The organism is Shimwellia pseudoproteus (assembly GCF_016415625.1).
GTDB classification, from domain to species: Bacteria; Pseudomonadota; Gammaproteobacteria; order Enterobacterales; family Enterobacteriaceae; genus Shimwellia; species Shimwellia pseudoproteus.
This window is the reverse complement of sequence record NZ_WBXP01000004.1, coordinates 98,914-125,549: the sequence shown is the minus strand read 5'-3', so window position 1 is coordinate 125,549 and position 26,636 is coordinate 98,914. Positions and strand designations below refer to the sequence as shown.

The 26,636-nt window shown below is 55.8% G+C and carries 29 protein-coding genes and 1 pseudogene; 20 read left to right on the top strand and 10 right to left on the bottom strand.

Annotated features, from left to right (window positions below):
* Window positions 1-97: 97 nt before the first annotated feature.
* Window positions 98-175, bottom strand: a pseudogene (locus F9C28_RS20060) (hypothetical protein); the annotation flags it as partial.
* Between the two features lie 568 nt (window positions 176-743).
* On the opposite strand from F9C28_RS20060, the gene ydgT reads away from it, so the two are divergent.
* The 11 genes from ydgT (at window position 744) to gstA (ending at window position 10,863) form a co-directional block, all read left to right on the top strand.
* A complete protein-coding gene (gene ydgT / locus F9C28_RS03575) occupies window positions 744-959 on the top strand; it encodes a transcription modulator YdgT (RefSeq protein ID WP_199013868.1) in 216 nt (71 codons plus the stop codon).
* Window positions 960-1,071: 112 nt separating this feature from the next.
* Window positions 1,072-1,512, top strand: a complete 441-nt coding sequence (locus F9C28_RS03570; protein ID WP_199013867.1) for a DUF2569 domain-containing protein — start codon at window positions 1,072-1,074, stop codon at window positions 1,510-1,512.
* Window positions 1,513-1,589: 77 nt separating this feature from the next.
* The gene (gene rsxA, locus F9C28_RS03565) at window positions 1,590-2,171 is read left to right on the top strand and encodes an electron transport complex subunit RsxA (protein WP_199013866.1); all 582 of its coding nucleotides are present in this window, start codon (window positions 1,590-1,592) and stop codon (window positions 2,169-2,171) included.
* The gene (gene rsxB / locus F9C28_RS03560) at window positions 2,171-2,749 is read left to right on the top strand and encodes an electron transport complex subunit RsxB (protein ID WP_199013865.1); all 579 of its coding nucleotides are present in this window, start codon (window positions 2,171-2,173) and stop codon (window positions 2,747-2,749) included. The genes rsxA and rsxB overlap by 1 nt, the downstream gene beginning before the upstream one ends.
* Window positions 2,742-4,943 (top strand): electron transport complex subunit RsxC, encoded by a 2,202-nt coding sequence (gene rsxC / locus F9C28_RS03555; protein ID WP_199013864.1) that lies wholly within the window; start codon window positions 2,742-2,744, stop codon window positions 4,941-4,943. The genes rsxB and rsxC overlap by 8 nt, the downstream gene beginning before the upstream one ends.
* 4 nt (window positions 4,944-4,947) lie before the next feature.
* Window positions 4,948-6,000 (top strand): electron transport complex subunit RsxD, encoded by a 1,053-nt coding sequence (gene rsxD / locus F9C28_RS03550; protein ID WP_199013863.1) that lies wholly within the window; start codon window positions 4,948-4,950, stop codon window positions 5,998-6,000.
* Between the two features lie 9 nt (window positions 6,001-6,009).
* Complete coding sequence (gene rsxG / locus F9C28_RS03545; protein ID WP_199013862.1) at window positions 6,010-6,639, top strand: electron transport complex subunit RsxG; 630 nt, start codon at window positions 6,010-6,012, stop codon at window positions 6,637-6,639.
* Window positions 6,636-7,331: an electron transport complex subunit E gene (locus F9C28_RS03540; protein ID WP_199013861.1), complete on the top strand. Its 696-nt coding sequence runs from the start codon at window positions 6,636-6,638 to the stop codon at window positions 7,329-7,331. Before rsxG ends, F9C28_RS03540 begins: the two co-directional genes overlap by 4 nt.
* Window positions 7,324-7,959: an endonuclease III gene (gene nth, locus F9C28_RS03535; RefSeq protein WP_199013860.1), complete on the top strand. Its 636-nt coding sequence runs from the start codon at window positions 7,324-7,326 to the stop codon at window positions 7,957-7,959. The genes F9C28_RS03540 and nth overlap by 8 nt, the downstream gene beginning before the upstream one ends.
* Before the next feature lie 568 nt (window positions 7,960-8,527).
* On the top strand, window positions 8,528-10,036 hold the full coding sequence (gene dtpA, locus F9C28_RS03530) for a dipeptide/tripeptide permease DtpA (RefSeq protein WP_199013859.1): 1,509 nt from the start codon (window positions 8,528-8,530) through the stop codon (window positions 10,034-10,036).
* Window positions 10,037-10,257: 221 nt separating this feature from the next.
* Window positions 10,258-10,863 (top strand): glutathione transferase GstA, encoded by a 606-nt coding sequence (gene gstA / locus F9C28_RS03525; RefSeq protein WP_199013858.1) that lies wholly within the window; start codon window positions 10,258-10,260, stop codon window positions 10,861-10,863.
* A 61-nt stretch (window positions 10,864-10,924) separates the two neighbouring features.
* On the opposite strand, the gene pdxY is transcribed toward gstA, so the two are convergent.
* The 5 genes from pdxY to anmK all read right to left on the bottom strand — a co-directional run bounded on the left by pdxY (window position 10,925) and on the right by anmK (window position 15,534).
* Entirely contained in the window at window positions 10,925-11,785 is an 861-nt protein-coding gene (gene pdxY / locus F9C28_RS03520; protein WP_199013857.1) for a pyridoxal kinase PdxY, read from the bottom strand.
* 71 nt (window positions 11,786-11,856) lie between these two features.
* Window positions 11,857-13,131, bottom strand: a complete 1,275-nt coding sequence (gene tyrS, locus F9C28_RS03515) for a tyrosine--tRNA ligase (protein WP_199013856.1) — start codon at window positions 13,129-13,131, stop codon at window positions 11,857-11,859.
* A gap of 133 nt (window positions 13,132-13,264) precedes the next feature.
* The gene (pdxH, locus tag F9C28_RS03510; protein WP_199013855.1) at window positions 13,265-13,924 is read right to left on the bottom strand and encodes a pyridoxamine 5'-phosphate oxidase; all 660 of its coding nucleotides are present in this window, start codon (window positions 13,922-13,924) and stop codon (window positions 13,265-13,267) included.
* Between the two features lie 58 nt (window positions 13,925-13,982).
* Window positions 13,983-14,318 (bottom strand): C-type lysozyme inhibitor, encoded by a 336-nt coding sequence (gene mliC, locus F9C28_RS03505; protein WP_199013854.1) that lies wholly within the window; start codon window positions 14,316-14,318, stop codon window positions 13,983-13,985.
* A 91-nt stretch (window positions 14,319-14,409) separates the two neighbouring features.
* On the bottom strand, window positions 14,410-15,534 hold the full coding sequence (gene anmK, locus F9C28_RS03500) for an anhydro-N-acetylmuramic acid kinase (RefSeq protein WP_199013853.1): 1,125 nt from the start codon (window positions 15,532-15,534) through the stop codon (window positions 14,410-14,412).
* Window positions 15,535-15,808: 274 nt separating this feature from the next.
* Here anmK and slyB point away from each other — a divergent pair, with 274 nt between their 5' ends.
* On the top strand, window positions 15,809-16,276 hold the full coding sequence (gene slyB / locus F9C28_RS03495; RefSeq protein WP_199013852.1) for an outer membrane lipoprotein SlyB: 468 nt from the start codon (window positions 15,809-15,811) through the stop codon (window positions 16,274-16,276).
* Between the two features lie 113 nt (window positions 16,277-16,389).
* Here the strand turns inward: slyB and slyA are convergent, their stop codons facing one another.
* Entirely contained in the window at window positions 16,390-16,830 is a 441-nt protein-coding gene (gene slyA, locus F9C28_RS03490) for a transcriptional regulator SlyA (protein WP_269846406.1), read from the bottom strand.
* Window positions 16,831-17,006: 176 nt separating this feature from the next.
* On the opposite strand from slyA, the gene F9C28_RS03485 reads away from it, so the two are divergent.
* From F9C28_RS03485 to F9C28_RS03475, 3 genes are read left to right on the top strand one after another with little or no spacing between them, the layout of a single operon-like run.
* Window positions 17,007-17,243: a DUF1656 domain-containing protein gene (locus tag F9C28_RS03485; protein WP_199013850.1), complete on the top strand. Its 237-nt coding sequence runs from the start codon at window positions 17,007-17,009 to the stop codon at window positions 17,241-17,243.
* A 2-nt stretch (window positions 17,244-17,245) separates the two neighbouring features.
* Window positions 17,246-18,106 carry an efflux RND transporter periplasmic adaptor subunit gene (locus F9C28_RS03480; RefSeq protein WP_199013849.1) on the top strand — a complete coding sequence of 287 codons (861 nt, stop codon included), beginning with the start codon at window positions 17,246-17,248 and terminating at the stop codon, window positions 18,104-18,106.
* Window positions 18,106-20,136: an FUSC family protein gene (locus tag F9C28_RS03475; protein ID WP_199013848.1), complete on the top strand. Its 2,031-nt coding sequence runs from the start codon at window positions 18,106-18,108 to the stop codon at window positions 20,134-20,136. Before F9C28_RS03480 ends, F9C28_RS03475 begins: the two co-directional genes overlap by 1 nt.
* A 14-nt stretch (window positions 20,137-20,150) precedes the next feature.
* Here F9C28_RS03475 and F9C28_RS03470 read toward each other — a convergent pair whose 3' ends face one another.
* Window positions 20,151-21,047 carry an aldo/keto reductase gene (locus F9C28_RS03470; RefSeq protein ID WP_199013847.1) on the bottom strand — a complete coding sequence of 299 codons (897 nt, stop codon included), beginning with the start codon at window positions 21,045-21,047 and terminating at the stop codon, window positions 20,151-20,153.
* A 51-nt stretch (window positions 21,048-21,098) separates the two neighbouring features.
* The gene (locus F9C28_RS03465; RefSeq protein WP_199013846.1) at window positions 21,099-21,338 is read right to left on the bottom strand and encodes a DUF1289 domain-containing protein; all 240 of its coding nucleotides are present in this window, start codon (window positions 21,336-21,338) and stop codon (window positions 21,099-21,101) included.
* 178 nt (window positions 21,339-21,516) lie between these two features.
* Between F9C28_RS03465 and F9C28_RS03460 the strand changes: the two genes are divergently transcribed.
* The 4 genes from F9C28_RS03460 to rnt all read left to right on the top strand — a co-directional run bounded on the left by F9C28_RS03460 (window position 21,517) and on the right by rnt (window position 24,533).
* Window positions 21,517-22,113, top strand: a complete 597-nt coding sequence (locus F9C28_RS03460; RefSeq protein WP_199013845.1) for a TetR/AcrR family transcriptional regulator — start codon at window positions 21,517-21,519, stop codon at window positions 22,111-22,113.
* Between the two features lie 66 nt (window positions 22,114-22,179).
* Complete coding sequence (nemA, locus tag F9C28_RS03455; protein ID WP_199013844.1) at window positions 22,180-23,277, top strand: alkene reductase; 1,098 nt, start codon at window positions 22,180-22,182, stop codon at window positions 23,275-23,277.
* Between the two features lie 93 nt (window positions 23,278-23,370).
* Window positions 23,371-23,778, top strand: coding sequence for a lactoylglutathione lyase (gloA, locus tag F9C28_RS03450; protein ID WP_199013843.1), 408 nt, complete (start codon window positions 23,371-23,373; stop codon window positions 23,776-23,778).
* A gap of 92 nt (window positions 23,779-23,870) precedes the next feature.
* On the top strand, window positions 23,871-24,533 hold the full coding sequence (rnt, locus tag F9C28_RS03445) for a ribonuclease T (protein WP_199013842.1): 663 nt from the start codon (window positions 23,871-23,873) through the stop codon (window positions 24,531-24,533).
* 64 nt (window positions 24,534-24,597) lie between these two features.
* Here rnt and F9C28_RS03440 read toward each other — a convergent pair whose 3' ends face one another.
* Window positions 24,598-24,936: a Grx4 family monothiol glutaredoxin gene (locus F9C28_RS03440; protein WP_199013841.1), complete on the bottom strand. Its 339-nt coding sequence runs from the start codon at window positions 24,934-24,936 to the stop codon at window positions 24,598-24,600.
* A gap of 378 nt (window positions 24,937-25,314) precedes the next feature.
* Between F9C28_RS03440 and F9C28_RS03435 the strand changes: the two genes are divergently transcribed.
* Window positions 25,315-26,226 carry a C40 family peptidase gene (locus tag F9C28_RS03435; RefSeq protein ID WP_408641434.1) on the top strand — a complete coding sequence of 304 codons (912 nt, stop codon included), beginning with the start codon at window positions 25,315-25,317 and terminating at the stop codon, window positions 26,224-26,226.
* Window positions 26,227-26,636 lie beyond the last annotated feature (410 nt).

Genomic DNA, 26,636 nt, shown 5'->3' with positions numbered 1-26,636 from the left:
TTTGAACTTTTGCTTTGTCACAGGATGTCGCTACAGGGTCAGGAGTGTGGTGATCTGATCCTAATTTCGGCTAAAAGTTCGATTTATTCAACAAAGCCCCGGCAATCAGCGGTGCGTGAAATGTTTTGCTGGCATAACCGTATCCCACCAGCCCGACGCGAATATTGTCCACCATACATTGCCCTCTTTTGGATTGTTATCTGCATTTCACATCATTAACGTACATCTCACAAGCCCCGCAGCACATTATCAATTACCCGGACGGCTTTACAATAACCACAAATAATAACGGGCTAGCGGACATTTTATTTTTGCAGCTAATATCTACGCAGGAAATAGTAATCATGGTGAGATTCTATTAAGCCATTTAATATTTGCAGATGCATTTTTTTACGTAACCCACAATAAGCCGCACAACTTAACAAAAGGTTAAGGCAGTAAAGTTGGCTGAGTCACAGATTATTGTCGTCAATCCGGGTAATATTCTCTGGCGTTTCCTTTATAGTCGCGCCACAGGGTCATGCAGTAAGCATGACAGCCCCGCTAATTACCGGCCCCCGCCCCAGAGTGCACCCGGGGTTTATCGCCAGTGCCGTTATCCGGCATTGTTGATAGCCACAGGGATAGCGGGCATAAACGGAGACAATAAAGAAACCACGCTGCACGCCCTCTGGGTTGCACATAACAATAACCGGCAATAACAGGCCAATAAGCATTAACATTTTTATACCAGGATCGCGATAATGACCGTGCTGGACTATATATTAAAATTTCGCAAAATAAACAATTTGGAAAGCCTCGAAAAACTCTTCGATCATCTTAATTATTCTCTTACTGACGGCCAGGAACTGATTAATATGTATCGCGCGGCGGATCACCGCCGGGCAGAGTTAGTTTCCGGGGGACGGCTTTTCGATCCCGGCCAGATACCGAAAACCATTTGGCGCTTTGTGCAGTAGCCACCCCGGTTCAGGTAGCAATTCACAGGAAAATCCTTATAATCCATGCCCTCCCGTAGTGGAGGGCGTTCCCGTTGTTTTCCGCATTTGTTTAGCCGCATCTGGAGGCACAATGACCACAACTTCACCGGTGCGAATTGGCGGCTGGTTGCTGGCGCCGCTAGCATGGCTATTGCTCACGCTGTTTAGCACCACGCTGATTAACGTGTTTTATGCCACTGCGTTGTTCAGCGCCCATAGCCACCAGGTTTTGGGTACCCAGTCCACCGGGCAAGTGGTGCTCTGGTATTTGTCGCTGGTGTGCGCCTATGCGGTCTGGGGTTATACCCTGTGGCTGACGGTAGCCTTTGTTAAACGCCGGCGTATCGTACGCCGCCACTACGTTATTTGGTTGCTGGTCACCGTATTACTGGCAATTAAATCGTTTGCCTTCGCACCTGTCAGTGACGACATTGCGGTGCGTCAGCTACTTTTCCCGCTGCTGGCGGCGGCCATTCTGGCCCCCTACTTTCGCCATTCAGCGCGCGTAAAGCAGACCTTTACCAGGGATTAATAACCTTATAGATACTCCGTTGTCGTCCATACCGGATTGTCCGATAATGGGCGGCTACTTTTGTTTCAGGTCGAAAAATGACTGATTATTTGTTGCTCTTTGTCGGGACCGTATTGGTCAATAACTTTGTCCTGGTGAAGTTCCTTGGTCTGTGCCCGTTTATGGGGGTTTCTAAAAAACTGGAAACCGCCATCGGCATGGGAATGGCGACCACTTTCGTGATGACCCTGGCCAGCATCTGCTCCTGGATAATCAACCGCTTTATTCTGGTTCCTCTTTCCCTGACCTACCTGCGGACCATGGCCTTTATTTTGGTGATCGCCGTGGTGGTGCAGTTCACCGAGATGGTAGTGCGTAAGACCAGCCCGGCGCTCTACCGGCTGCTGGGGATCTTTTTGCCGCTGATCACCACCAACTGTGCGGTGCTCGGGGTGGCGCTGTTAAGCATCAATTTACAGCACAATTTTATGCAGTCCGCCCTGTATGGCTTCTCGGCCGCGCTGGGTTTCTCTCTGGTTATGGTACTGTTTGCCGCCATCCGCGAGCGCCTGGCCGTGGCGGACGTGCCGGCCCCCTTTAAAGGCAATGCGATTGCGCTGATTACCGCCGGTCTGATGTCGCTGGCCTTTATGGGCTTTAGCGGGCTGGTGAAACTCTGATGAATATGATTGTCATCGCGGTGGCGGTACTGGCCGCCCTGGGTCTGGTGTTTGGTCTGGTGCTGGGTTATGCCTCGCGCCGTTTTGCCGTGGCCGATGACCCCATTGTTGAGAAAATCGACGATCTGCTGCCGCAAAGTCAGTGCGGCCAGTGCGGTTACCCGGGCTGCCGCCCCTATGCGGAAGCCATCGCCAATAAGGGCGAAAAAATTAACTGCTGCGCCCCCGGGGGCGAGGCGGTGATGCAAAAAATCGCCACCCTGTTAAACGTCGATCCGCAGCCCATTGATGGCGATGCCGACAGCCAGGAGCCTGAACGGATGCTGGCGGTGATCGACGAGGCGAACTGCATCGGCTGTACCAAATGTATTCAGGCGTGCCCGGTGGATGCCATTGTCGGCTCAACCCGCGCCATGCATACCGTGGTCGCCGATCTCTGTACTGGCTGCAACCTGTGTGTCGCCCCCTGCCCGACGCAGTGCATTACCCTGCGCCCTGTCGCGACCACACCTGATACCTGGAAATGGGACCTGGGCTCCATTCCCGTACGCAATATTCCCGTGGAACATCATGCTTAATTTATTCTCCGCTTTTCGCAAAGATAAAATCTGGGACTTTAACGGGGGTATTCATCCACCGGAAATGAAAACCCAGTCCAGTGGCACCCCACTGCGCCAGGTTCCGCTGGCGAATCGCTTTGTGATGCCCCTGAAGCAGCATCTGGGGGCGGAAGGTGAGTTGTGTGTCAGCGTCGGCGATCGGGTACTGCGCGGCCAGCCGCTGACCCGCGGCCGGGGGCGGATGCTGCCCATCCATGCCCCGACCTCCGGCACCGTGGTGGCAATAGCCCCCCACTCTACGGCGCACCCGTCAGCGCTGGCAGAGTTAAGCGTGATTATCGAGCCCGACGGTGAAGATACCTGGTGCCCCCGGGAGGGCTGGGGCGATTATCAGTCCCACAGCCGGGAAGCGTTAATCGAACGTATCCACCAGTGTGGGGTGGCGGGCCTTGGCGGTGCGGGCTTCCCGACCGGGAATAAACTGGCCGGGGGCGGCGATAAAATCGACACCCTTATCATTAACGCCGCCGAGTGCGAGCCTTATATTACCGCCGATGATCGTCTGATGCAGGATTGTGCTGCCCAGGTTATCGAGGGGGTGCGCATCCTGGCGCATATTCTCCAGCCCCGACGGGTGATTATCGGTATTGAGGATAATAAACCGCAGGCTATCTCGATGTTGCGCGCTGTGCTTGACGGCGATAACAGCATCACCCTGCGGGTGATCCCGACCAAGTACCCGTCCGGCGGCGCTAAACAGCTGACCTGGATCCTGACCGGCAAACAAGTGCCCCACGGCGGGCGATCGTCGGATATCGGCGTACTGATGCAAAACGTCGGTACGGCCTATGCCGTGAAACGCGCGGTGGTAGATGGCGAGCCCCTCACCGAGCGCGTGGTGACCTTAACCGGCGAGTCCATCGCCCGGCCAGGTAATGTCTGGGCGCGGCTTGGTACCCCGGTGAAACACCTGCTGGCGTTTGCCGGGTTTATGCCGCAAAACGGCAATAATATGGTGATCATGGGGGGGCCGTTAATGGGCTTTACCCTGCCGTGGCTGGATGTGCCGGTGGTCAAGATAACCAACTGCCTGCTGGCGCCATCGTCCCAGGAAATGGGGGAAACACCGGAAGAGCAGTCCTGTATTCGCTGTAGTGCCTGTGCCGAAGCCTGCCCGGCGGATCTGATGCCCCAGCAGTTGTACTGGTTCAGTAAAGGCGAGCAGCACGACAAAGCCAAAGCGTGGCAGATCAATGACTGCATCGAATGCGGTGCCTGCGCCTGGGTATGCCCAAGCAGCATTCCGCTGGTGCAGTATTTCCGCCAGGAAAAGGCCGAGATCTATGCACTAGAAGCCGAGGCCCGCCGCAACGCGGAAGCCAAACAGCGGTTTGAAGCGCGCCAGCAGCGCCTGGAGCGTGAAAAAACCGCCCGTCAGGAGCGCCATAAACAGGCGGCTATCCAGCCCGGGGCTCAGGACCATCAGGCTATTCAGGCCGCCCTGGCCCGGGTGCGGGATAAAGCCGCCACCGCAGCCCAGCCGATTGAGATTATCGCCGGGCAGCAGCCGGATAACCAGGCGGCCATAGCCGCCAGAGCCGCCCGTAAAGCCCAGGCCAAAGCGCGCCAGGCAGAACAACCGCAACCAGCACCGGCCGCCGAAAGCGCCGCTGATCCGCGCAAAGCAGCCGTGGATGCAGCTATCGCCCGGGCCAAAGCCCGTAAAGCGGCGGCGGCACCGGCAGAGCCCGCGCCGGTGGCAGAACCGGCCGCCGAAAGCGCCGTAGATCCGCGCAAAGCAGCCGTGGAAGCGGCTATCGCCCGGGCCAAAGCCCGTAAAGCGGCGGCGGCACCGGCAGAGCCCGCGCCGGTGGCAGAACCGGCCGCCGAAAGCGCCGTTGATCCGCGTAAAGCGGCCGTGGAAGCGGCCATTGCCCGGGCTAAAGCCCGTAAAGCGGCGGCGGCACCGGCAGAGCCCGCGCCGGTAGCGGAACCGGCCGCCGAAAGCGCCGTTGATCCGCGTAAAGCAGCCGTGGAAGCGGCTATCGCCCGGGCCAAAGCCCGTAAAGCGGCGGCGGCACCGGCAGAGCCCGCGCCGGTAGCAGAACCGGCCACCGAAAGCGCCGTTGATCCGCGTAAAGCAGCCGTAGAAGCGGCTATCGCCCGGGCCAAAGCCCGTAAAGCCGCCCAGCATATGCATCAGGATAGCTAAACTCATGGTTTTCAGAATCGCAAGCTCCCCGTTTACCCATAACCACCGCCGCACAGCGCGGATCATGACCATGGTTATCCTCGCCATGATCCCGGCGATACTCACCAGCCTGTGGATGTTCGGCTGGGGCACGCTTATCCAGCTGGCGCTCGCCGCGGTGAGTGCCCTGCTGGCGGAGGCTCTGGTGGTCAAACTGCGTAAACAGCAGATGCGTGAGGTGCTGGGCGATAACTCCGCCCTGCTTACCGGCTTACTGCTGGGGGCCAGCATTCCTCCGCTCACCCCCTGGTGGATGGTGGTTGTGGCCACCGTTTTTGCGGTGATCATCGCGAAGCAGCTGTACGGCGGCCTGGGGCATAACCCCTTTAACCCGGCGATGATTGGCTACGTGGTCTTGCTTATCTCGTTCCCGGTACAAATGACCAGTTGGCTACCACCGGCGTCTATTGCCGCCAGCGCCCCGGATTTTGCCACCACCTTACAGATTATCTTCTCTGGTCACAGCATCGGCGGGCTTGGGGTCCACGATTTACAGATGGGCATTGACGGCATCAGCCAGGCCACGCCACTGGACACCTTTAAAACCGGCCTTCACGCAGGCCACCCGGCCAGTGAACTGCGCCAGTCGACCATTTATGGCGGGGTGATTGCCGGGCTCGGCTGGCAGTGGGTCAACGTTGCCTGGCTACTGGGCGGGCTGTTCCTGCTGCTGAACGGCAATATTCGCTGGCATATTCCGGTCAGCTTCCTGGCCACGCTGTTTATCTGCTCGGCACTGGCGTACCTGTGCTCGCCGGATAAATTTGTCTCCCCGCTGGTACAGCTGTTCTCCGGGGCGACGATGATGGGGGCCTTTTTTATCCTTACCGATCCGGTCACCGCCTCGACCACGCCCCGGGGCCGCCTGGTCTTTGGCGCCCTGGCGGGCTTGCTGGTATGGCTGATTCGGTCTTTTGGTGGCTACCCGGATGGTGTGGCGTTTGCCACCTTGCTGGCGAACATCACGGTTCCGTTAATTGATTACTACACCCGTCCCCGGGTATATGGTCACCGTTAAGGAGTTACCATGTTACAGACATTACGCAAACATGGGGTGACCCTGGCGGTTTTTGCCGCCTTAACCACTGGCCTGACGGCGGTGGTCAATGCCCTGACTCAGGGGACCATTGCCCGCCAGAATGCGGCGCAACAGCAGGCGCTGTTTAATGAGGTGTACCCCGCCTCCGGCTATGATAATAACCCGCAGCAGCGCTGCTTGCTGGCTACCGCGCCGCAACTGGGCCAGGGCCAGCACCGAATCTATGTGGCCACCCTGAAAGGCAACCCGGTTGGGGTGGTGATGGAAGCCACCGCGCCGGACGGCTATTCCGGCGCCATTCACATTCTGGTGGGTGCTGATTTTCACGGCACCGTGCAAGGGGTACGGGTCACGGAACATCACGAAACCCCCGGGCTGGGCGATAAGATAGAGCTGCGCGTCAGTGACTGGATCCGCCATTTTGCCGGCCAGATTATCAATGGCCCGCAAGATAAAAACTGGGCCGTGAAGAAAGACGGTGGGCAGTTCGATCAGTTCACCGGTGCCACCATCACCCCCCGGGCCGTGGTCAATGCGGTAAAACGCGCTGGATTATACGCAGAGACCCTGCCAGACCAGCTTGACCAGCTCCCGGCTTGCCAAGGAGATAACCAATGAGTACCCCGGTAAAAGAGATTATCGTTCAGGGACTGTGGAAGAATAACTCCTCCCTGGTGCAACTGCTCGGCCTGTGCCCGCTGCTGGCGGTGACCTCAACCGCCACCAACGCCCTGGGCCTTGGGCTGGCGACCACCCTGGTGCTGACCCTGACCAATAGCGCTATCTCGGCCTTTCGCCGCTGGATGCCGCCGGCAGTGCGTATCCCGATTTATGTGATGATCATTGCCTGCGTGGTCAGCGTGGTTCAGATGCTGATCAACGCCCTGGCGCTGGGGTTATATCAGGCGCTGGGGATCTTTATTCCGCTGATCGTGACTAACTGTATCGTGGTGGGCCGCGCCGAGTCCTTTGCCGCCAAGAACGGGGTACTGCATTCGGCGCTGGATGGGTTCTCTATTGGGCTTGGGGCCACCTGCGCTATGTTTGTGTTGGGCTCACTGCGCGAGATCCTCGGCAACGGCACGCTGTTTAATGGCGCTGATGCCCTGCTGGGCCCCTGGGCGAAAGTGCTGCGTATTGAGGTCTTCCATACGGATACCCCCTTCCTGTTGGCGATGTTACCCCCCGGGGCGTTTATCGGCCTCGGTCTGATGCTGGCAGTGAAATACCTGATTGATGAGCGCACCCGTGCCCGGCAGGCCAACGCCCAGCGCCAGGTGGCTATCAGCCCGGAGCACGCCAGTGAATAACACCAAACGCCGTGAGATCCTTACCCGGTTGCGGGCGGCTAACCCGCACCCGACCACTGAATTGCAGTTCAGCACCCCGTTTGAACTGTTGATTGCCGTGCTGCTGTCGGCCCAGGCCACCGATGTCAGCGTCAATAAAGCCACCGCGAAGCTCTACCCGGTGGCCAATACCCCCCAGGCCATGCTGGACCTCGGCGTCGAGGGGGTGAAAAGCTATATCAAGACCATCGGGCTGTTTAACAGCAAGGCCGAAAATGTCATCAAAACCTGCCGTATGCTGCTTGAGCTACACGGTGGCGAGGTGCCGGAAGATCGCGCCGCCCTCGAGGCGCTGCCCGGTGTTGGCCGTAAAACCGCGAACGTGGTGCTGAACACCGCTTTTGGCTGGCCGACCATTGCCGTGGATACCCATATTTTCAGGGTCTGTAATCGCACCGGTTTCGCGCCGGGCAAAACCGTGGAGCAGGTAGAAGAGAAACTGCTGAAGCTGGTCCCTGCTGAGTTTAAGGTCGATTGCCATCACTGGCTTATCCTGCACGGCCGCTATACCTGTATTGCCCGCAAACCGCGTTGCGGCTCGTGCCTGATTGAAGATCTCTGCGATTACAAAGAGAAAACCGATATCTGAGTGCCTGGCTGTGGGCATCCCCACGGCCTTGTTTCCCGCCTTTTCCGTGATGTTCATCTCGCCAGATCCTCTACTCCTTATCAATAAAACTGATTAATCATTGTTTCATGATAAGAATTTTTCATAATTACGTGATGAGGATCACATTGATAACCAGATGTTAAATTTACATATCTTTTCCGCAGGTTAGCGCACCCTATTGACAATATCGGCAGATTGTCGATGGAACATCCATCCATACGTTATTCGGATTAATGGTGATATACACCATAACAAAGGCTTTTCCGCAGAATATATCTCTGTTTACGATTATAAATCGGTAACTTTGAGATAAAAATTTGCCAACCGCTTCGCTTATAAAATTTAACGCTGAATAACATTTAAGCGACAGGTTAATTATATTGAATTTTTTAAATGTAACAGATTATTACCAGAGCCTTGCGGGAAGGCGCAGGATGAGGAACAGTACTGTCCGTTTCACCCTCCCTATAACTAGAAAGTGACTGCCCCACGGCAACACACTGCATGACACCCGTAGTTAATGCGGGTAGTAAAAAAAGAGGTATATGTGTCGACAGCAAACAATAAACCAGCAGAAAGCGTAAGTATGAACGCTTTCAAACAACCGCGATCGTTCTATCTTATTTTTTCTATTGAGTTGTGGGAGCGTTTCGGTTTCTACGGCCTGCAGGGCATTATGGCCGTTTACCTGGTCAAAATGCTGGGTATGTCTGAAGCCTCCTCCATCACGTTGTTCTCTTCCTTTAGTGCCATGGTGTATGGCCTGGTCGCCATCGGCGGCTGGCTGGGCGATAAAGTCCTCGGGACTAAACGCGTTATCGTGCTCGGCTCCATTGTGCTGGCCATTGGCTATGCGCTGGTCGCGTGGTCCGGTCATGACGCCGGTGTCGTTTATATGGGGATGGCGACTATCGCCGTAGGTAATGGCCTGTTTAAAGCCAACCCGTCTTCCCTGCTCTCTACCTGCTATGAGAAAGACGACCCGCGCCTTGATGGTGCCTTCACCATGTACTACATGGCTATCAACATCGGTTCTTTCTTCTCCATGCTCGCCACCCCGTGGCTGGCCGCGACCTTCGGCTGGAGCGTTGCTTTCGCCCTGAGCGTGGTGGGGATGCTGTTAACCCTGATCAACTTTATGTTCTGCCGTAAGTGGGTAAAGGCCTACGGTTCCAAACCTGACTTTGAGCCGGTACATAAAGGCAAATTGCTGGCAACCCTGGTGGGTGTGGTGATTCTGGTGGCGATAGCAACCTGGTTGCTGCACAACCAGACCATTGCCCGTCTGGCGCTGGGCGTGATTGCCCTGGGTATCGTGCTTATCTTTGCGAAAGAAACCTTTGCCATGCAGGGTGCTGCCCGCCGTAAAATGATTGTGGCGTTTATCCTGATGGCTGAAGCCGTGGTGTTCTTCGTGCTGTATAGCCAGATGCCAACCTCACTGAACTTCTTTGCCATTCGTAACGTGGAACACACCCTGTTAGGGATAACCTTTGAGCCGGAACAGTTCCAGGCGCTGAACCCGTTCTGGATTATGATTGGTAGCCCGATTCTGGCCGCTATCTATAACAAAATGGGTGACCGCCTGCCGATGCCGCATAAGTTTGCTGTCGGGATGATCCTGTGCTCCGGTGCCTTCCTGGTGCTGCCGCTGGGGGCGAAATTTGCCTCTGACGCGGGTATTGTCTCCATCAACTGGCTGGTACTGAGCTACGCGCTGCAGAGTATTGGTGAGCTGATGATCTCCGGCCTGGGTCTGGCCATGGTGGCACAACTGGTGCCGCAACGCCTGATGGGCTTTATTATGGGTAGCTGGTTCCTGACCACCGCCGGCGCCGCGCTGATCGCCGGCCGGGTCGCCAACATGATGGCGGTGCCGGAAGACGTCACTGACCCGCTGGTATCCCTGGATGTCTACGGCCATGTGTTCCAGCAGATTGGTATCGTCACCGGTGTTATTGCCATCCTGATGATGCTCACCGCGCCACTGCTGAACCGTATGACAATGGATAACACCGCGGATGATGCGCAAAAAGCGCAAAATTCTGTGGCCTGATTATTGACCTGTTGCACCGCTAAAGACCTGCTCCGGCAGGTCTTTTTTTTGTTCCTCTCCCGGCCTGTTGACCCGGTTATCGCTCGCTTTGTACCGTTCCCGGCTATTCAGCTCTCGTCACTGTGCCGCAAGATCTGTTATAACGATGGCAAGTAAGCCACCGGATAACCACCGCCGGACACCCTGATTTACAGCACCAATACCGCTAAAAGGAGTTGTGTATGAAACTGTATTACAAACCGGGCGCCTGCTCGCTTTCGCCGCATATTGTTCTGCGTGAGGCCGGGCTTGATTTCACCCTTGAGCGTGTGGATCTGGCGAGTAAAAAAACGGAATTTGGCGAAGATTATCTGCGCATCAACCCGAAAGGCCAGGTGCCGGCACTGTTACTGGATAGTGGCGATATGCTCACCGAGGGGGTGGCGATTGTGCAGTATCTGGCGGATCAAGTGCCAGACCGTAACCTGATTGCGCCGGCGGGCACCCTGGCACGTTATCACGCCATTGAGTCCCTGAATTTCATCGCCACAGAGCTGCACAAAGGGTTTTCACCGTTATTTACCCCTGGGGTACCGGAAGCGTACCAAAAGATGGCTACGGACCGTCTGCTGCGCCATTTCGCGCTGCTGGACACGCAGTTAAGTGAACACGATTATTTACAGGGCTCGCGCTTTAGCGTGGCCGATGCCTATCTGTTTACCGTGCTGAACTGGGCTTTTATGCTCAAGCTGGATCTGAGCCATCTGCCGGCATTACAGCGCTATTACCAACGCATTGCCGCTCGCCCGGCCGTTGCCGCCGCTCTGGCGGCCGAAGGGCTGCAATAACGCCGCGATAGCCAATAAAAAACCCGGCAATTATGCCGGGTTTTACGTTTCTGCTTATCCGTTACAGCGCAATCGCCTGGAAATAGTGCTCCGGCCTGGCAATACGGTCCTGGGCGGCGACCACCTGAAGTTCATACTCGCCCATCGCTTTGGTGGCGATGATAATTTCATACACCGCGGCGGTGACATGCTCCAGCGCTTCCTGGAGCCCTGCCCCCTGCAGCAATTTCACCAGCAGCAATCCACTGGTTACATCACCCACGCCTACCGGCTGGCGGGTGCCGAAGTCCACCAGCGGGCGGCTGATGTGCCAGGCTTCCTGGTCGGTGACCAGCAGCATTTCAAAGCGATCTTTATGGTAGCCTGCCCGGGACAGGTGCTTGATCAGCACAATCTGCGGGCCTTTGGCAATCAGCTCCCGGGCGGCAGCCACCGCGTCGGCTACCGAGTGCACATCGCGACCGCTGAGCATTTCCAGCTCCAGTAAATTCGGCGCAATAATATCGCTGGCCGGCAGGCCATAGCGGGTATGGAACTCCGCCACACCGGGGGCCACAATGCAGCCCTTTTCCGGGTGCCCCATTACCGGGTCACAGAAGTAAAGCGCATTGGGGTTAGCCGCTTTCACTTTATGGACGATACCGAGGATATGCTCTCCCTGCTCTGCCGACCCCAGATAACCACTCAATACCGCATCACAGCGCTTGAGCTGGTCAATATCGGCAATCCCCTGAACAATCTCGGTCAGATGGGAGGGCGGCATTACGGTGCCAGTCCATTTTCCGTATTGGGTGTGATTGGAAAACTGCACCGTATTCAGCGGCCAGACATTAACGCCAAGACGGCGCATTGGGAATTCAGCCGCGCTGTTACCGGCATGGCCGTAAACAACATGGGACTGAATAGCAAGGATGTTTTTCATTTACAGATCCGAATGGTACACAGATAAAAGCAGGGGCGCGGTATCTGCCGCGCCCCGTGCCGGTTGGCCGGTTATTTCCAGCAAACCAAACAGTAATTTTTCTTACCGCGACGCAGCAAAGTATAGCGGCCAAACAACCGATCGCTGTCGGTAAAGACATACTCGGCATCACTTTGCTTTTCACCGTTAACGGTGACCGCATTGGAGGCGATGGTTTTGCGCGCCTGGCCCCGGGACGGTTGCAGATCAGAATCCACCAGCGCCTGAATCAGATCGGCACCGCTCTCCAGCTCAACCATCGGCATCCCGTCCTGTGCCAGTTGGGCAAGGTCCGCCTCCGTCATGTCGCTGACGTGGCCACTGAACAGGCTGGCGGTGATGCGTTTTGCCGCATTCAGGCCTTCTTCACCGTGTACCAGGCGGGTGACTTCTTCCGCCAGTACGTACTGGGCGCGCGGGGCTTTACCGCTGTTTTTGTCTTCTTCTTCCAGGGCGTTGATTTCGTCAAGCGCCATAAAGGTGAAGAATTTCAGGAAGCGATAGACATCCGCGTCAGCGGTGTTGATCCAGAACTGGTAGAACTTATACGGGCTGGTTTTCTTCGGATCCAGCCACACGGCGCCGCCTTCGGTCTTACCAAACTTGGTGCCGTCGGATTTAGTGATAAGCGGCACAGTCAGGCCAAAGACCTGGTTCTGGTGCAGGCGACGGGTCAGATCGATACCGGAGGTAATATTGCCCCACTGGTCAGAGCCGCCAATCTGCAGCACCACGTTATGGAGGTTGTTCAGGCAGGCGAAATCATAGCCCTGCAGTAAGTTGTAAGAGAACTCCGTAAAGGAGATCCCGACATCGTCACGGTTCAGGCGCTGTTTTACCGCTTCTTTGTTGATCATCTGGTTCACCGAGAAGTGTTTCCCGATGTCACGCAAGAAGGTCAGCACATTCATGCCGCCAAACCAGTCATAGTTGTTGGCCGCAATGGCCGCATTGTCACCGCAATCAAAGTCCAGGAACGGTGCAACCTGGCGGCGAATCTTATCCACCCACTCTTTTACGGTATCTTCGGTGTTCAGTTTACGTTCGGCGGCTTTAAAGCTCGGGTCACCGATCATGCCGGTGGCGCCCCCCACCAGCGCTACTGGTTTGTGGCCAGCAAGCTGAAAGCGCTTCAGACAGAGTAACGGAACCAGATGGCCCAAATGCAAGCTGTCGGCAGTCGGATCGAAGCCGCAATAGAGTGCGATAGGCCCTTGAGCCAAACGCTCTGCTAATGCTTCCTCATCCGTTACCTGGGCGATAAGGCCCCGCTCTTGCAATTGTTGAATCAGATTACTTGCCATCAAATTCTCCATGAGTTTACGACTGCACCTCTACCGGTACACGGTTTTCCGCCGCGCTGGCGGAATAAATGTAAAGATACATAGAATAAAGCCCCAGCCCGCGGAGTGCCAGCGCTTAACACATCAAAACAGCCGATCAGGGGGCCAGACGATCGATTTTCCAGTCTTTACCATCGCGCTGGTACAAAAAACGATCATGCAGACGGTGTTCACCGCCCTGCCAAAATTCCATTTGGTCAATATTGACGCGGAACCCGCCCCAAAATGTCGGCAGCGGAACCTCCCCCTGCTGGAACTTCTGTTTAAGTTCGAGGAATTTACTCTCGAGGATCCCGCGGGCGGAGATACGGCTGGACTGTTTAGACACCCAGGCCCCTATCTGGCTGTCCCGGGGACGGCTGCTGAAGTATTTCATCACTTCAAGGGTGGAAAGGCGTTCCGTACGGCCTTGTACCATCACCTGGCGATCGAGGGTATGCCAGGGGAACAGTAAACTGACCCGGGAATTTCCTTCGATATGCCGGGCTTTGCGGCTGCCGAGGTTGGTATAAAATACCATGCCTTTGTCATCGTAATGTTTTAACAGCACGATCCGCTGGTAAGGCTGGCCGTGTTCATCAACGGTGGCCACCACCATCGCGGTAGGGTCCGCCAGTTTGGCTTCGCAGGCCTGAGACAGCCAGTGCTGGAAAAGATCCAGTGGGTTGTTGGTCAGATCGCTACGGCGCAATCCACCTTTGGTGTATTCCCGGCGTAAATGGGCAATGTGTTGCAGATTCTCATCAATGTCGGACATAGGTGCGTTATCAGTAATCAAAAGGTGGAGCCTATTTTGCGCTCCACCGTCTGAAATCTCAACGCTGAGCGGTCTGGAGCTGGCAGTTGTTCAGGACAACCCGGTCCTGATAGTAGACCGTGGCGTCATTACCTTTAGACCAGAAAACATAAATACCGTCGGAATATCGGGTTCCCGAGGCAGACATCCCCTGTTTCAGCACCAGATTTTTATTATCATAAATAAAATTCACTTCCTGTCTGGCGTTGTTCAGGTGCACGGTGAGCGGTTTCTCATCACACTGATACTGCAATGTATCGGTGTTCATATTGTCCACAAAGCGATTGTAGAGGCTGTTGTAGTAGCTGCAGCCAGTCAGCATCAGGGGTAGCACAAGTAAGAGTTTTTTTGTCATTGGAATCCATCCTGCGATGTCACATCCAGGGAGGCCACGGCCCCCTGGTCTCTCCCTCAGTGTACGAATAAGAACCAGGCCAGTGAGTCAGTTAACTCTGATTTTGCGGCGGGTTCGCGGGGTATATTGCCCCCAATACGCTGGCCTGGGTCGCACCGGTAACGGAAGGTAAATTACCGGGCAGGCCGGACAAGGTGCGATAGGCTAACCAGGCAAATGCCAGGGCTTCCATATCATCACCGCTGATGCCAAAGGCATCCGTCGGGGCCACTTCGGTACCCGGCAACAGGCCGGACAGCCGGGCCATCAGCAGCGGGTTGCGGCTGCCACCCCCACAGACTAGCAAACGCTCACAGCCACCGCTTAGCATCACTTGCTCCGCGATGGTCACCGCCGTCAGCTCCGCCAGAGTCGCCTGCACATCCTGAGGCGCCAGCACCGGGAACGCCTGGAGCTGGCGCTCAATCCAGCTGTAATTGAAATATTCCCGTCCGGTACTCTTCGGCGCCGGGGCGGTAAAATAGGGATCGCTCAGCATTTGCTGTAACAGCGGGATAATCACCTGACCACTACAGGCCCACTGGGCGTCTTTGTCGTAGGCTTTACCCTGCTGGCGCCAAATCCAGGCGTCCATCAGCATATTGCCCGGCCCGGTATCAAAGCCCCGCACCGGGGTACCCGGGATAAGCAGAGAGAGATTAGCAATGCCGCCAATATTCAGCACCATCCGGCGTTCTTGCGGGTCCGCCAGTAGCGCCTGATGAAACGCCGGCACCAGCGGTGCGCCCTGGCCGCCCAGCGCCATATCCCGGCGCCGGAAATCCCCGACCACGGTCACCCCGGTGAGGGCCGCTATCTGGTTGTTATCGCCAATTTGTTGCGTATTCGGCGCATCCCCCGCCGGCTCATGCCAGACAGTCTGCCCGTGGCAGCCGATGGCCACAATATCATCACGGGTCAGATTTTCGCGCTGCATCAGCGCATTGACCGCCTGAGCAAATAGCCGCCCCAGGCGTGTATCAAGCTGACCAAGCTGTGAGAGCGTTAAAGGCTGCCCCTGGCAAATTGCCAGAATATCCTGCTTCACTTGCAGAGGAATGGGATGGGTATAACTGGCTTGTTGCACAACCAGCGAGCTATCGATAGCTGCCAGAACCACATCAACACCATCCAGACTGGTCCCCGACATCACGCCGATATAACGACCTGATTTCATCCGTTGTTCCTTATGTATATGCCCTGTCTGGAGGTTACTACAGCATAATCTTGTCGATAGTGCTATGATTTATTAATACTTATTAACAATCATAAGAAAATAAAACAGTTTTCTTCATACCGCATCGTTGGTTGATGCGTCATTCAGCGGTATTATTTTATTATCTTTGCCCTAGGCAGGTTGAACAATGTATTGGCCAAACGCTCTAATACAGGTCAATTCAGCTGCGGTGAATGCTTGAGAAAGCGTTTATGTATGAACAGGAGAGTCGTAAATGATGTCGCGCGCACTGGTAATTTCATTAGTAGGTTTATCGCTCGTTGGTTGCGCAAATACCAGCACCTTGTCCGGGGATGTCTATTCGGCTTCTGAGGCAAAACAGGTCCAGAACGTCACTTACGGGACTATCGTTCACATTCGTCCGGTACAGATCCAGGCAGGTGATGACAGCAACGTCATCGGTGCTCTGGGTGGTGCAGTGCTGGGTGGCTTCCTTGGTAATACCGTTGGTGGCGGTACCGGTCGTTCGCTGGCAACAGCCGCGGGTGCCGTTGCCGGTGGGGTTGCCGGGCAGAGCGTTCAGGGTGCGATTAACAAAACCCAGGGCGTTGAGCTGGAAATTCGTAAAGACGACGGTAACACCATTATGGTGGTGCAGAAACAGGGTGATACCCACTTCTCTACCGGGCAGCGTGTGGTTATGGCCAGCAATGGTCGTGAGATCACCGTATCTCCACGCTAAGCCAAAAACTATTCAGGCAGCCACTGGCTGCCTGGTTTTTCCGGGGCGTCGTTTTTCACTGTTTTTTTGCGTTGCGCCGCCGGTAGTTCCCTTCGGTATAGCGTAGAACCTGCTTAGTCCTTTTCCTGCAGCTGGATAATATTGCGCTCAAGGCGTGCAATCATCTCGGTCAATATCGCCTGTTCTTCTTCACTAAATCCGTTAAGGATCTCACCGCGCGTTTTGTCGATGACGGTTTCCATCTCGACGATGATCGGCGCCGCTTTGTCCGTGAGTTTGATCCGCTTAGCCCGGCGATCGTTCGCGCAGGTATGCCGCGAAATCAATCCCTTCTCTTCCAGTTGATCCAGGGTTCGCACCAGAGACGGCTGCTCGATACCAATCGCCTTGGCCAGCTGAATTTGCGACTGCTCCGGCGGCAGTTGATGGATGTTGTGCAACGTAACCCAGTGCGTTTGCGTTAGCTCCAGCGGCTTTAACCGGTGGTCAATAAGCGCACGCCATATGCGCACTAAGCGCGATAAATCTGATCCCAGTGGCGATTCCAATTTCATCTCCTTATAATTAGATTGCTAAGTTATTATGCTAAATTTAGACTATTAATTCAGGTTTTATTAAAAAACACAAACACCTTACATTTACTGACGTTACGCAAACACCAACAGTGACATTCTACAACCAGGCGGCAGGAAACGGCAGAGAATGCATGTAATTTAAAGGAATAACCTAATTGATACCGTCAACATATCACACTGGACTCCCCCTACAGGACCTACTGTTTGGTGCCACGGTCTACTTTCCCCCTGCCTTTAAGGCGGTGTGCTTAGGTTTTTTTATCTGGTTGATATTACACCGTTTATTCCGGGAGTGGATATATTCTGGTGAGGTGTGGCACCCCACGCTATTGGATCTCTCTCTGTTTGTGATCTGTGTCAGCAGTGCGCTGGCCTTTTTGGTGGTGTTTTAACTATGAAATTGAAAACAATAAAGTATTTCTCCACCGTGCTGGTCTTCGCTATCGCCGTGGTGGCAGGCTGGATGGCCTGGAATTATTATATGCAGTCCCCCTGGACCCGCGACGGTAAAGTACGCGCCGAGCAGGTCAGCATCACGCCACAAGTGTCCGGAACCATTACCCAGCTGATGGTCAAAGATAATCAGTTTGTCCACGCGGGCAGCGTATTGTTTACCCTCGACCAGGCGCCGCTGAAAATCGCCGTGCTCAATGCCGAGGCAATGCTGGCAAAAGCGCATGCCGATACGGCCAAAGCGCGGCATGAAGCCTTACGCCGCCAAAATCTCCCGCAAAACTATATTTCAGCAGAAGATCTCGACAGCGCAAATTTGGGGCTAAAGGCCGCCATCGCCAGCGAAGCTGCCGCCCAGGCGGTGCTTAGCCAGGCGCGCTGGCAGCTGGAGCAAAGCACCGTGCGTGCACCGGTAGATGGCTGGGTCACTAACCTGACCACCCGGGAAGGTAATTTTGCCACGGCCGGGCAGCCGGTGTTTGCCCTGGTCGACAGCCATTCGTTTTATGTGCTGGGGTATTTTGAAGAGACCAAACTGCATAATATCCGCGTCGGCGACAGCGCGCGGATCATCCTGTACAACGGCGGCAGCGAAATAACCGGCACCGTTGACAGTATTGGCCGGGCCATTTTCGACCAGAGCACCGAAAACAGCAGCGATCTGATCCCGGATGTGAAACCCAATATTCCCTGGGTGCGCCTTGCCCAGCGCGTACCGGTACGCATCCGTCTTGATCGGGTTCCGGCAGATGCCACCCTGGTCTCCGGCACCACCTGTACCATCTCCATTAGCCATCCCTGATGACCATTCCGGACCTGCGCTGGCAGGCAACCCCCTGGGGGAAGGCAAACTGGCCACAGTGGCGTTACGCCCTGCGCAATACCCTGGCCATGTGCCTCGCCCTCACCATTGCCTACTGGCTGGAGCTGGACGAGCCTTACTGGGCAATGACATCCGCCGCGGTGGTCAGCTTCCCCACCGTCGGTGGGGTTATCAGTAAAAGCTTTGGCCGGGCTGCGGGCAGCATCCTCGGGGCGACCGCCGCACTGATTATTGCCGGGCACACCCTGAATGACCCCTGGCTGTTTACCCTGTCGATGGCGGGCTGGCTGGCCCTGTGTACCTGGGTCTCCAGCCAGTATCAGAACAACGTGGCCTACGCTTTTGCCCTCGCGGGGTATACCGCGGCGATTATCGCCTTCCCGACCATCAATCTGGACGATATCAGCGAGATCTGGATGATTGCCGAGGCCCGGGTGTGTGAAGTGATGCTCGGCCTGCTGTGTGGCGGCATGATGATGATGATATTACCGTCGCTGTCAGACGGCAGCACCTTGCTTAGCTCCCTCAAGAATATGCACGCCCGCCTGCTGGAGCACGCGACGCTGCTCTGGCGCCAGGAGACCACGGACACCATCCGTTCGGCACACGAATCGGTTATCAGCCAAATCCTCACCATGAACCTGCTGCGTATCCAGGCCTTCTGGAGCCATTATCGCTTCCGCCAGCAAAATGACTTACTCAACTATTTACTCCACCAGCAGTTACGGCTCACCAGCGTCATATCCGGGATACGGCGCATCTTACTTAACTGGCCTAATCCGCCGGAGCAACTGTGGCCGCTGCTAGACCGGTTGCTGGCAGAACTTGCCCGCCCGGAGGCCAGTAAATACCGCGTCGCCCGCCTGCTGGCAGAGCTGGGGCCCACCCAGCGCGATGATTATCGCTGCCGGGCATTTCGCGAGCGGCTGCGCTATTTTTGCTGGGCCTACCTGGACAGCAGCCGCTGGCTTCACCACCTGGAAAGCGCGCCACTGGCTGACAGCGTCACCACCCCGCGGGCGTCATCACTGACCCGACACACCGATAATGCCGAAGCGCTCTGGGGGGCGTTACGTACTTTTGTGGTGGTAGCCATCACCGGTGCCTGGTGCATTGCTACCCAATGGTCTTCGGCACCGGCGGCGCTGACCCTGGCCGCCATCTGTTGTGTGCTTTACTCTACCGCCGCCAGCCCACTCAGCTCCGTGACCCTGCTGTTACGGACCCTGGGATTACTGTCGCTGTTTGCCTTCGGCGTAAAATTTGGCCTGATGGTGCAGATAACCGAGCTGTGGGAGTTTTTAATTTTCTTGTTTGTGGTGCTCACCACCATGCAGTTGCTAAAACAACAAATGCCCAAATATGCCGGGCTGTGGGGGCAGCTGATTGTCTTTATGGGGTCGTTTATTTCCGTCACCAATCCGCCGGTATATGACTACGGCAGTTTCCTGAACGATAATCTGGCGAAAGTACTCGGGGTGGGGCTGACATGGATAGCCTATTCCGTACTGGCGCCCAGTTCGGATCGGCGCAAAGGCCGGCGGCATATCCGGGCATTACGTAAAGGATTTATCGATCAGCTCAGCCGGGTGCCGCACCATAACGAGCAACAGTTTGAATCACTGGTCTACCATCACATTGCCCAGTTAAGTAGCAGCAAAGACGATGAAACCCGGCGCTGGGTACTACGCTGGGGGGCGGTATTGCTGAATTGTTCCCATGTGGTCTGGCAGTTGCGCCACCAGCCGGTGAAGAACGATCCGCTGGGCCTGGTGCAGGACAACTGTATCGCCCTGCTGCGCGATGTAATGAGCCCCGAGGGGATCCGCCACCGCCCGTTGTCCGGCGCCCTGGCAGAATTACAGCGCATTTCCGCCAGCCTCGCCCACCACCATAATCACAATGCCCGGGAGTTGGCCGGGGTGATTTGGCGGCTGTATTGCGCGTTACAACAGCTGGAGCTTGCCCCCCCAGGCGGGGAGGCTAAACCGCTAACCCCGGCCCCGTAGCGCCGGGCGGGTTATTAGGGTACGTCGTAGCCCAGCGCCGCTTTGCGGATCCGGAACCACTGCTGGCGGGAGAGTTGCAGCGACAGCGCATCAATCGCCCCGCGCACGCGCTCAATGCGGCCGGAGCCAATAATCGGCAGCGGCTGGGACGGTAAACGCAGTACCCAGGCATAAACCACCTGATCAATGGTCTCTGCGCCAATTTCCCGGGCCACGGCGGCCAGCTCATCCCGCAGGGGCTGGCAGGCCGGATCGCTAAACAAACGGCCCCCGGCCAGGCAGGACCAGGCCATCGGCCGAATGCGCGCCTGCTGTAACTGATCAAGGGTGCCATCCAGCAATACCGGCTGATGCAGCGGTGAAATCTCGACCTGGTTAGTGGTCAGTGTAAAGGGTACCCGGGACTGCAACAGGGTAAACTGCGCGGGGGTGAAATTCGACACCCCGAAGTGGCGCACCTTGCCGCTTTTGTGCAGGGCGAGGAATGCCTCGGCCACCTCATCGGCATCCATCAGCGGGTCCGGACGGTGGATCAGCAGCAAATCAATGTGGTCAGTGGCCAGCTTTTGCAGGGAAGACTCTGCGCTGGCAATAATATGGTCGCGGTCGGTAATGTAATGACCTATCGGGTTCCCCGGCAGTGCCGTGGTGGCAATCCCGCATTTGGTGACGATTTCCATACGCTGGCGCAAGTGCGGGACCAGACGCAACGCCTCACCGAATGCCGCTTCACACTGGTAACCACCGTAGATATCCGCGTGGTCCACCGTGGTTATCCCCAGATCCAGATGCTGCTCCATAAAACTCGCTAACTGGCGCGGGCTGTAATTCCATTCCATCAGCCGCCAGTAGCCCATCACCAGACGTGAAAACTCCGGCCCTTGCGGCGCCATGACAATACGTTGAACCATAACATGAATTCCTGTCAAAATGATTGGCAGCCAGTATAGCGGCCGGGATGATTAAAACAGTGAGGGTTGTTGCGGTTCCTGCGTTGCATCCGGTTTGTTTGCGCGTTGTTTGCGCAGTTGGCGCTGGCGGCACAGGCGCAGCACCTCCTGCTTTTGATCGTCCGTCATGGTGAGCCACTGAAAGCGCTCCTCGCGGCTGCGCTGGCAGCCCCGGCAATAACCGCGCTCATCACTCTGGCAAATGCCCCGACAGGGACTCTGAATCGGGAAAAACTCCAATTGCTGTGCCACTGCAGACTCCTGTTAACATGTTAGCTACAAGTGAAGCTGCTGGCGCCCCGGGATGCAAGCCTTTCAGCGCGAAAATGCCGCTGATTCGCCATTAATCCCCCTACCCGGCTCCCGTAGTGCCTGCCCGTGTCCGAATAAATCCCTTGCATTAGACCGACTGGTCTATTATGGTGCAGCCATGAACACACAGCGCGAAACCCCAACCCGGGAGCATCTGCTGCTCACCGGGGAACAGCTCTCTCTCCATAAAGGCTTCACTGCCATGGGGCTGAGTGAGTTATTGCACACCGCAGGCGTGCCCAAAGGTTCGTTTTATCATTACTTCCGTTCTAAGGAAGCCTTTGGCGTAGCCATGCTGGAAAACCACTACGCCACCTATTATCGGCTATTAAACCAGCACTTTACCGGCGGCCAGGGAAATTACCGGGAGCGGGTACTGGGCTACTTCCGCCATGCCCTGGTGCAGTTCCGGGAGAGCGGTATGATCAGCGGTTGCCTGACGGTAAAGCTCTCGGCGGAGGTGTGTGATCTTTCTGAAGATACGCGCCAGCAGCTGGAACAAGGCGTTAGCCGGATTACCGCCCTGCTGGCCTGGGCCATTGAGCAGGGTATTGATGAAGGCAGCATCCCGGCCCGCTATGATGCGCCCCAACTGGCTAACACCCTCTATTCCTTATGGCTGGGTGCCAATTTGCAGGCCAAAATAGCCCATCACAGTAGGGCGCTGGAAAGTGCACTGGCCCATGCCGAACAGATACTTCAGGACCCCGCCTGACAGCGGGCTCTTTTTTTACCCCGACACAAGACGACCGGTCTACTCATATTTATTGCGGAGTCAGTTATGTCTACAGACGTTTTATTTACCCCATTACAACTGGGTGCAGTTACCGTCCCTAACCGGGTTTTTATGGCTCCCCTGACACGGCTGCGTAATAAAGAGCCGGGGGATATCCCCACCCCACTGATGGTTGAGTATTACCGCCAGCGGGCCAGCGCCGGGTTACTGATTAGCGAAGCCACCCAGGTATCTGCCCAGGCCAAAGGGTATGCCGGTGCTCCGGGCCTGCATAGCGCAGAGCAGATTGCCGCCTGGAAGAAGATAACCGCCGCCGTACACGATGAACAAGGCCATATGGCAGTGCAGTTATGGCATACCGGCCGGATTTCCCACGCCAGCCTCCAGCCCGGTGGTGGCGCGCCGGTTGCCCCTTCGGCAATAAAGGCCGCAGGACGCACCACCCTGCGGGATGAAAATGGCCTTGCGGTTCGCGTTGATACCTCAATGCCGCGGGCCCTCGACACTGACGAGATCCCGGGGATCGTGGCGGACTTCGCCCATGCGGTGGGGAATGCCCGGGAGGCGGGGTTTGATCTGGTTGAACTGCATGCGGCGCACGGCTATCTGCTGCACCAGTTCCTCTCCCCGGCGTCTAACCAGCGTAGCGATCAATACGGTGGCAGCATCGAAAACCGCACACGCTTTGTGCTGGAAGTGGTTGATGCCGCCATTGCCGCCTGGCGTGCCGATAGGATTGGGATCCGTATTTCACCGCTGGGGCCGTTTAACGGGCTGGATAACGGTGAAGATCAAGAGCAGGCCGCGCTGTATCTGGTTGAGCAACTTGGCCAACGCGGCCTGGCATATCTGCATATTTCAGAGCCGGACTGGGCCGGGGGTAAACCTTACAGCGATGCCTTCCGCGCTCAGGTGCGCGCCCGGTTTCGCGGCGTGATTGTCGGTGCCGGTGCCTATACCCGGGAGAAAGCCGAACAGATGATCGCCAACGGTTATATTGATGCCGTCGCCTTTGGTCGCGACTGGATTGCCAACCCGGATTTAGTGGCCCGCCTGCACAGCAATGCGCCGCTGAATACCCAGCACCCGGAAACTTTCTACGGCGGCGGTGCACAGGGATATACTGACTATCCGACCCTGTAAACGGCCCATTCCGGCCACTACCATTGATAGCGGCGAACCATCGCCGCTATACTGATGACCCTCAGAATCACAATACCGCATTGAGAGGCTATTATGCGCTTACTTCATACTATGCTGCGCGTGGGCGATTTGCAGCGCGCCATCGAATTTTACACTAACGTGCTGGGCATGAAATTACTGCGCACCAGCGAAAACCCGGAATACAAATATTCCCTGGCATTCGTCGGTTATGGTGAAGAAACCGACACGGCGGTGATCGAGCTGACCTATAACTGGGGCGTTGACCGTTACGACCTGGGTACCGCGTATGGCCATATCGCCCTGAGTGTGGATAACGCCGCCGCCGCGTGCGAGCGTATCCGCCAGAACGGAGGCAATGTCACCCGTGAAGCGGGCCCGGTCAAAGGGGGAACCACCGTCATTGCTTTTGTGGAAGATCCAGATGGCTACAAAATTGAACTGATTGAAGAGAAAGACGCTGGCAGAGGCCTTGGCAACTAAGCTGGACGGCGCTTTACGCGCCGTTTTACTGCATCACTCCGCGAAATTTGCCATAATGCGCGCTGCACTTTCCCCGTAATATAGAGACGCTGATGTCTGATACCGTTCAACTTAATGGTCTGTGTGACCGTTTTCGTGGCTTTTACCCGGTGGTCATTGACGTAGAGACCGCAGGTTTTAATGCCAAAACCGATGCGCTACTCGAAATTGCCGCCATCACGCTGAAAATGGACAGCGATGGCTGGATCTCCCCGGACCAGACCCTGCACTTCAATGTTTCCCCTTTTGAAGGCGCAATCCTGAACCCGGAAGCGCTGGCGTTTACCGGTATTGATCCCCACAACCCGCTGCGCGGCGCGGTGAGCGAACATGACGCTCTGCACGCTATTTTTAAAATGGTCCGTAAAGGGGTCAAAGACAGCGGCTGCAACCGGGCGATTATTGTGGCCCATAACGCCACGTTTGATCACAGCTTTGTAATGGCCGCCGCGGAACGCGCCAGCCTGAAACGCAACCCTTTCCATCCGTTTGCAACCTTCGATACCGCCGCCCTGAGTGGCCTGGCGCTGGGGCAGACGGTGCTGGCTAAAGCCTGTATCTCCGCCGGGATCCCCTTCGACGCCAGCCAGGCGCACTCTGCGCTGTATGATACGCAGCAGACGTCACTGCTGTTTTGCGAAATCGTTAACCGCTGGAAACGCATGGGCGGATGGCCGGTCATGGTCAGCGCAGACAGCCCGGCAGACTGTGCCTGAGCCGGTGATTCAGCCAATAAAAAACCGCCATTACGGCGGTTTTTTTGCATTCAGCAACTAACGATTATTCGGCGTCAGCATTGTGCTTCGCGGCGGTTTCTTTGATCAGCTGTTGCAGCTCACCGCGCTGGTACATTTCAATAATAATATCGCAGCCGCCAACCAGCTCCCCTTCGATCCACAATTGCGGGAACGTCGGCCAGTTTGCGTATTTCGGTAATTCGGCGCGGATATCCGGGTTTTGCAGGATATCTACATAAGCGAAACGTTCACCACAGGCAGAGAGCGCCTGAACAGCCTGGGCAGAAAAACCGCAGCTTGGCAGTTTCGGGGACCCTTTCATGTACAGCAGGATCGGGTTCTCAGCGATCTGGCGCTGAATTTTTTCAATTGTCGTGCTCATGTCTTGCTTCCTCAGTGCTACTACGGCTTAGCCGTCTATTGTAACGGTTCCCCGCCAGCGGGAAAACACCATTAATTTTAGGGGTATCCCCTGTTATCATGAGTGTGGTCATGAGATTGGCGTAATACAGAACCCGTATTTATAATACCGGTTATGCTGGATAAATGTTGCCAATAATTAGTAACAATTTAACGCAATATTTTTCTGCCAGGTCCTTATTCTGTATAAAAAATTTGCGCCTGACCATGAATCTTAACCGTAATTGAAAAAGGCTATTAACTTTACTGGTTCTTATGGATTAGAATCTTCGGGTTTTACGAATTCATGTTCAGGCAAATTTGACTGAATCTTATCAGGGGATCCAAACGAGTGGCGCGGATAACAAAATCATCTCTCACGCTCTGTGCTCTGCTCTTTACATTGCCCTACTCACAATTATCACTGGCGTCACCGCACGCCAGCAGCGCGGCAACACACAAAGCGCACACCAGTAAGGCAAAGCATACTACTAGCAAGCACAAGGAATCATCCAGTAGCAAGCAGCACGCCTCGGCGAAGAAGAAATCGACAGCGACTCGCACAGCAGCAAAGAGCCGCACTGAGCGCAGGACGGTTAAGTCCGATCTTGTCGCCCGCAGTAAGCGTTACACCAAACTCGGCCAGAGTATGCGTAACGATGAAATGGACCAGTTTATTACCCGCCTGGCAGGATCAGGTGAATCTGGTTCACTGATGCGTAAATGCATCACCCGTAAAGGTTATAAAAAACCAAGCTGTATCAAGGTGCATACCCGGGGTAACAGCGCTGGTTTTGATGCTGGAGACAGCATAGATACTTATGATCTGGCGGATACGCCGATCAATAACATCCCGAAAGGGCGGGTGTTGTCTGCTCAGCAGACAGCAATGAATAAACTGATGAATCAGTTAGGTAAACCGTATCGCTGGGGCGGCGCAACACCGAAAACCGGTTTTGATTGCAGTGGGCTGATTTATTATGCCTATAAAGATCTGGTGAACTTCCGCCTGCCGCGTACCGCAAACGAAATGTACCACCTGCGTGATGCGGCGCCTATCAACAAAGGCGAGCTGGTCAGTGGCGATCTGGTGTTCTTCCGCACCCACAGCCACCGGGCCGCTGACCATGTTGGGGTGTACGTCGGCAACGGTAAGTTTATTCAGTCCCCGCGTACCGGCCGCGATATTGTCATCACCTCCCTCAGTGATGATTACTGGCAGCGCCATTACGTCGGCGCACGCCGGGTGATGACCGCCGATAACATCCGTTAATGACCACGACCTGTCTTGCGCGACAGGTCGTTTTATTTTCCCCTCCCCTCGCCCGACAACTATTTACCAACCGTATCCGGCAAGCCCGGCCACATCCTGCCTGGAATAGCGCCATCTGTGGGCCACAGCCTGCAAAAATAGTGATGCAAACCGGTAAGTAAATGTTGCGAGATTGTCACTGACATTCGCCGGCCAGCGTACACCAGGGCCAGACAACCATCCCCACCCGCCAAGTGTAATTGATGATAGCCTGGGGTACAGATGCCAGCAGATAATTCTCCTGTCATTGCCTCCAGGCAGTTAATGCGCCGGGATAACCTTTTATGGTGTAAGGCTTTTCACTGCCCGCCGGCGGTGTTAACATTCCCATCACAAGAAAAGCCCTGTAACAATGGCCGCAACATTGCGCA

Coding starts and splice junctions, on each gene's coding strand:
- ydgT (WP_199013868.1), top strand. CDS start 744: ATGACCGTGCTGGACTATATATTAAAATTTCGCAAAATAAACAATTTG.
- F9C28_RS03570 (WP_199013867.1), top strand. CDS start 1,072: ATGACCACAACTTCACCGGTGCGAATTGGCGGCTGGTTGCTGGCGCCG.
- rsxA (WP_199013866.1), top strand. CDS start 1,590: ATGACTGATTATTTGTTGCTCTTTGTCGGGACCGTATTGGTCAATAAC.
- rsxB (WP_199013865.1), top strand. CDS start 2,171: ATGAATATGATTGTCATCGCGGTGGCGGTACTGGCCGCCCTGGGTCTG.
- rsxC (WP_199013864.1), top strand. CDS start 2,742: ATGCTTAATTTATTCTCCGCTTTTCGCAAAGATAAAATCTGGGACTTT.
- rsxD (WP_199013863.1), top strand. CDS start 4,948: ATGGTTTTCAGAATCGCAAGCTCCCCGTTTACCCATAACCACCGCCGC.
- rsxG (WP_199013862.1), top strand. CDS start 6,010: ATGTTACAGACATTACGCAAACATGGGGTGACCCTGGCGGTTTTTGCC.
- F9C28_RS03540 (WP_199013861.1), top strand. CDS start 6,636: ATGAGTACCCCGGTAAAAGAGATTATCGTTCAGGGACTGTGGAAGAAT.
- gstA (WP_199013858.1), top strand. CDS start 10,258: ATGAAACTGTATTACAAACCGGGCGCCTGCTCGCTTTCGCCGCATATT.
- pdxY (WP_199013857.1), bottom strand. CDS start 11,785: ATGAAAAACATCCTTGCTATTCAGTCCCATGTTGTTTACGGCCATGCC.
- pdxH (WP_199013855.1), bottom strand. CDS start 13,924: ATGTCCGACATTGATGAGAATCTGCAACACATTGCCCATTTACGCCGG.
- mliC (WP_199013854.1), bottom strand. CDS start 14,318: ATGACAAAAAAACTCTTACTTGTGCTACCCCTGATGCTGACTGGCTGC.
- anmK (WP_199013853.1), bottom strand. CDS start 15,534: ATGAAATCAGGTCGTTATATCGGCGTGATGTCGGGGACCAGTCTGGAT.
- slyB (WP_199013852.1), top strand. CDS start 15,809: ATGATGTCGCGCGCACTGGTAATTTCATTAGTAGGTTTATCGCTCGTT.
- slyA (WP_269846406.1), bottom strand. CDS start 16,830: ATGAAATTGGAATCGCCACTGGGATCAGATTTATCGCGCTTAGTGCGC.
- F9C28_RS03480 (WP_199013849.1), top strand. CDS start 17,246: ATGAAATTGAAAACAATAAAGTATTTCTCCACCGTGCTGGTCTTCGCT.
- F9C28_RS03475 (WP_199013848.1), top strand. CDS start 18,106: ATGACCATTCCGGACCTGCGCTGGCAGGCAACCCCCTGGGGGAAGGCA.
- F9C28_RS03470 (WP_199013847.1), bottom strand. CDS start 21,047: ATGGTTCAACGTATTGTCATGGCGCCGCAAGGGCCGGAGTTTTCACGT.
- F9C28_RS03460 (WP_199013845.1), top strand. CDS start 21,517: ATGAACACACAGCGCGAAACCCCAACCCGGGAGCATCTGCTGCTCACC.
- nemA (WP_199013844.1), top strand. CDS start 22,180: ATGTCTACAGACGTTTTATTTACCCCATTACAACTGGGTGCAGTTACC.
- gloA (WP_199013843.1), top strand. CDS start 23,371: ATGCGCTTACTTCATACTATGCTGCGCGTGGGCGATTTGCAGCGCGCC.
- rnt (WP_199013842.1), top strand. CDS start 23,871: ATGTCTGATACCGTTCAACTTAATGGTCTGTGTGACCGTTTTCGTGGC.
- F9C28_RS03440 (WP_199013841.1), bottom strand. CDS start 24,936: ATGAGCACGACAATTGAAAAAATTCAGCGCCAGATCGCTGAGAACCCG.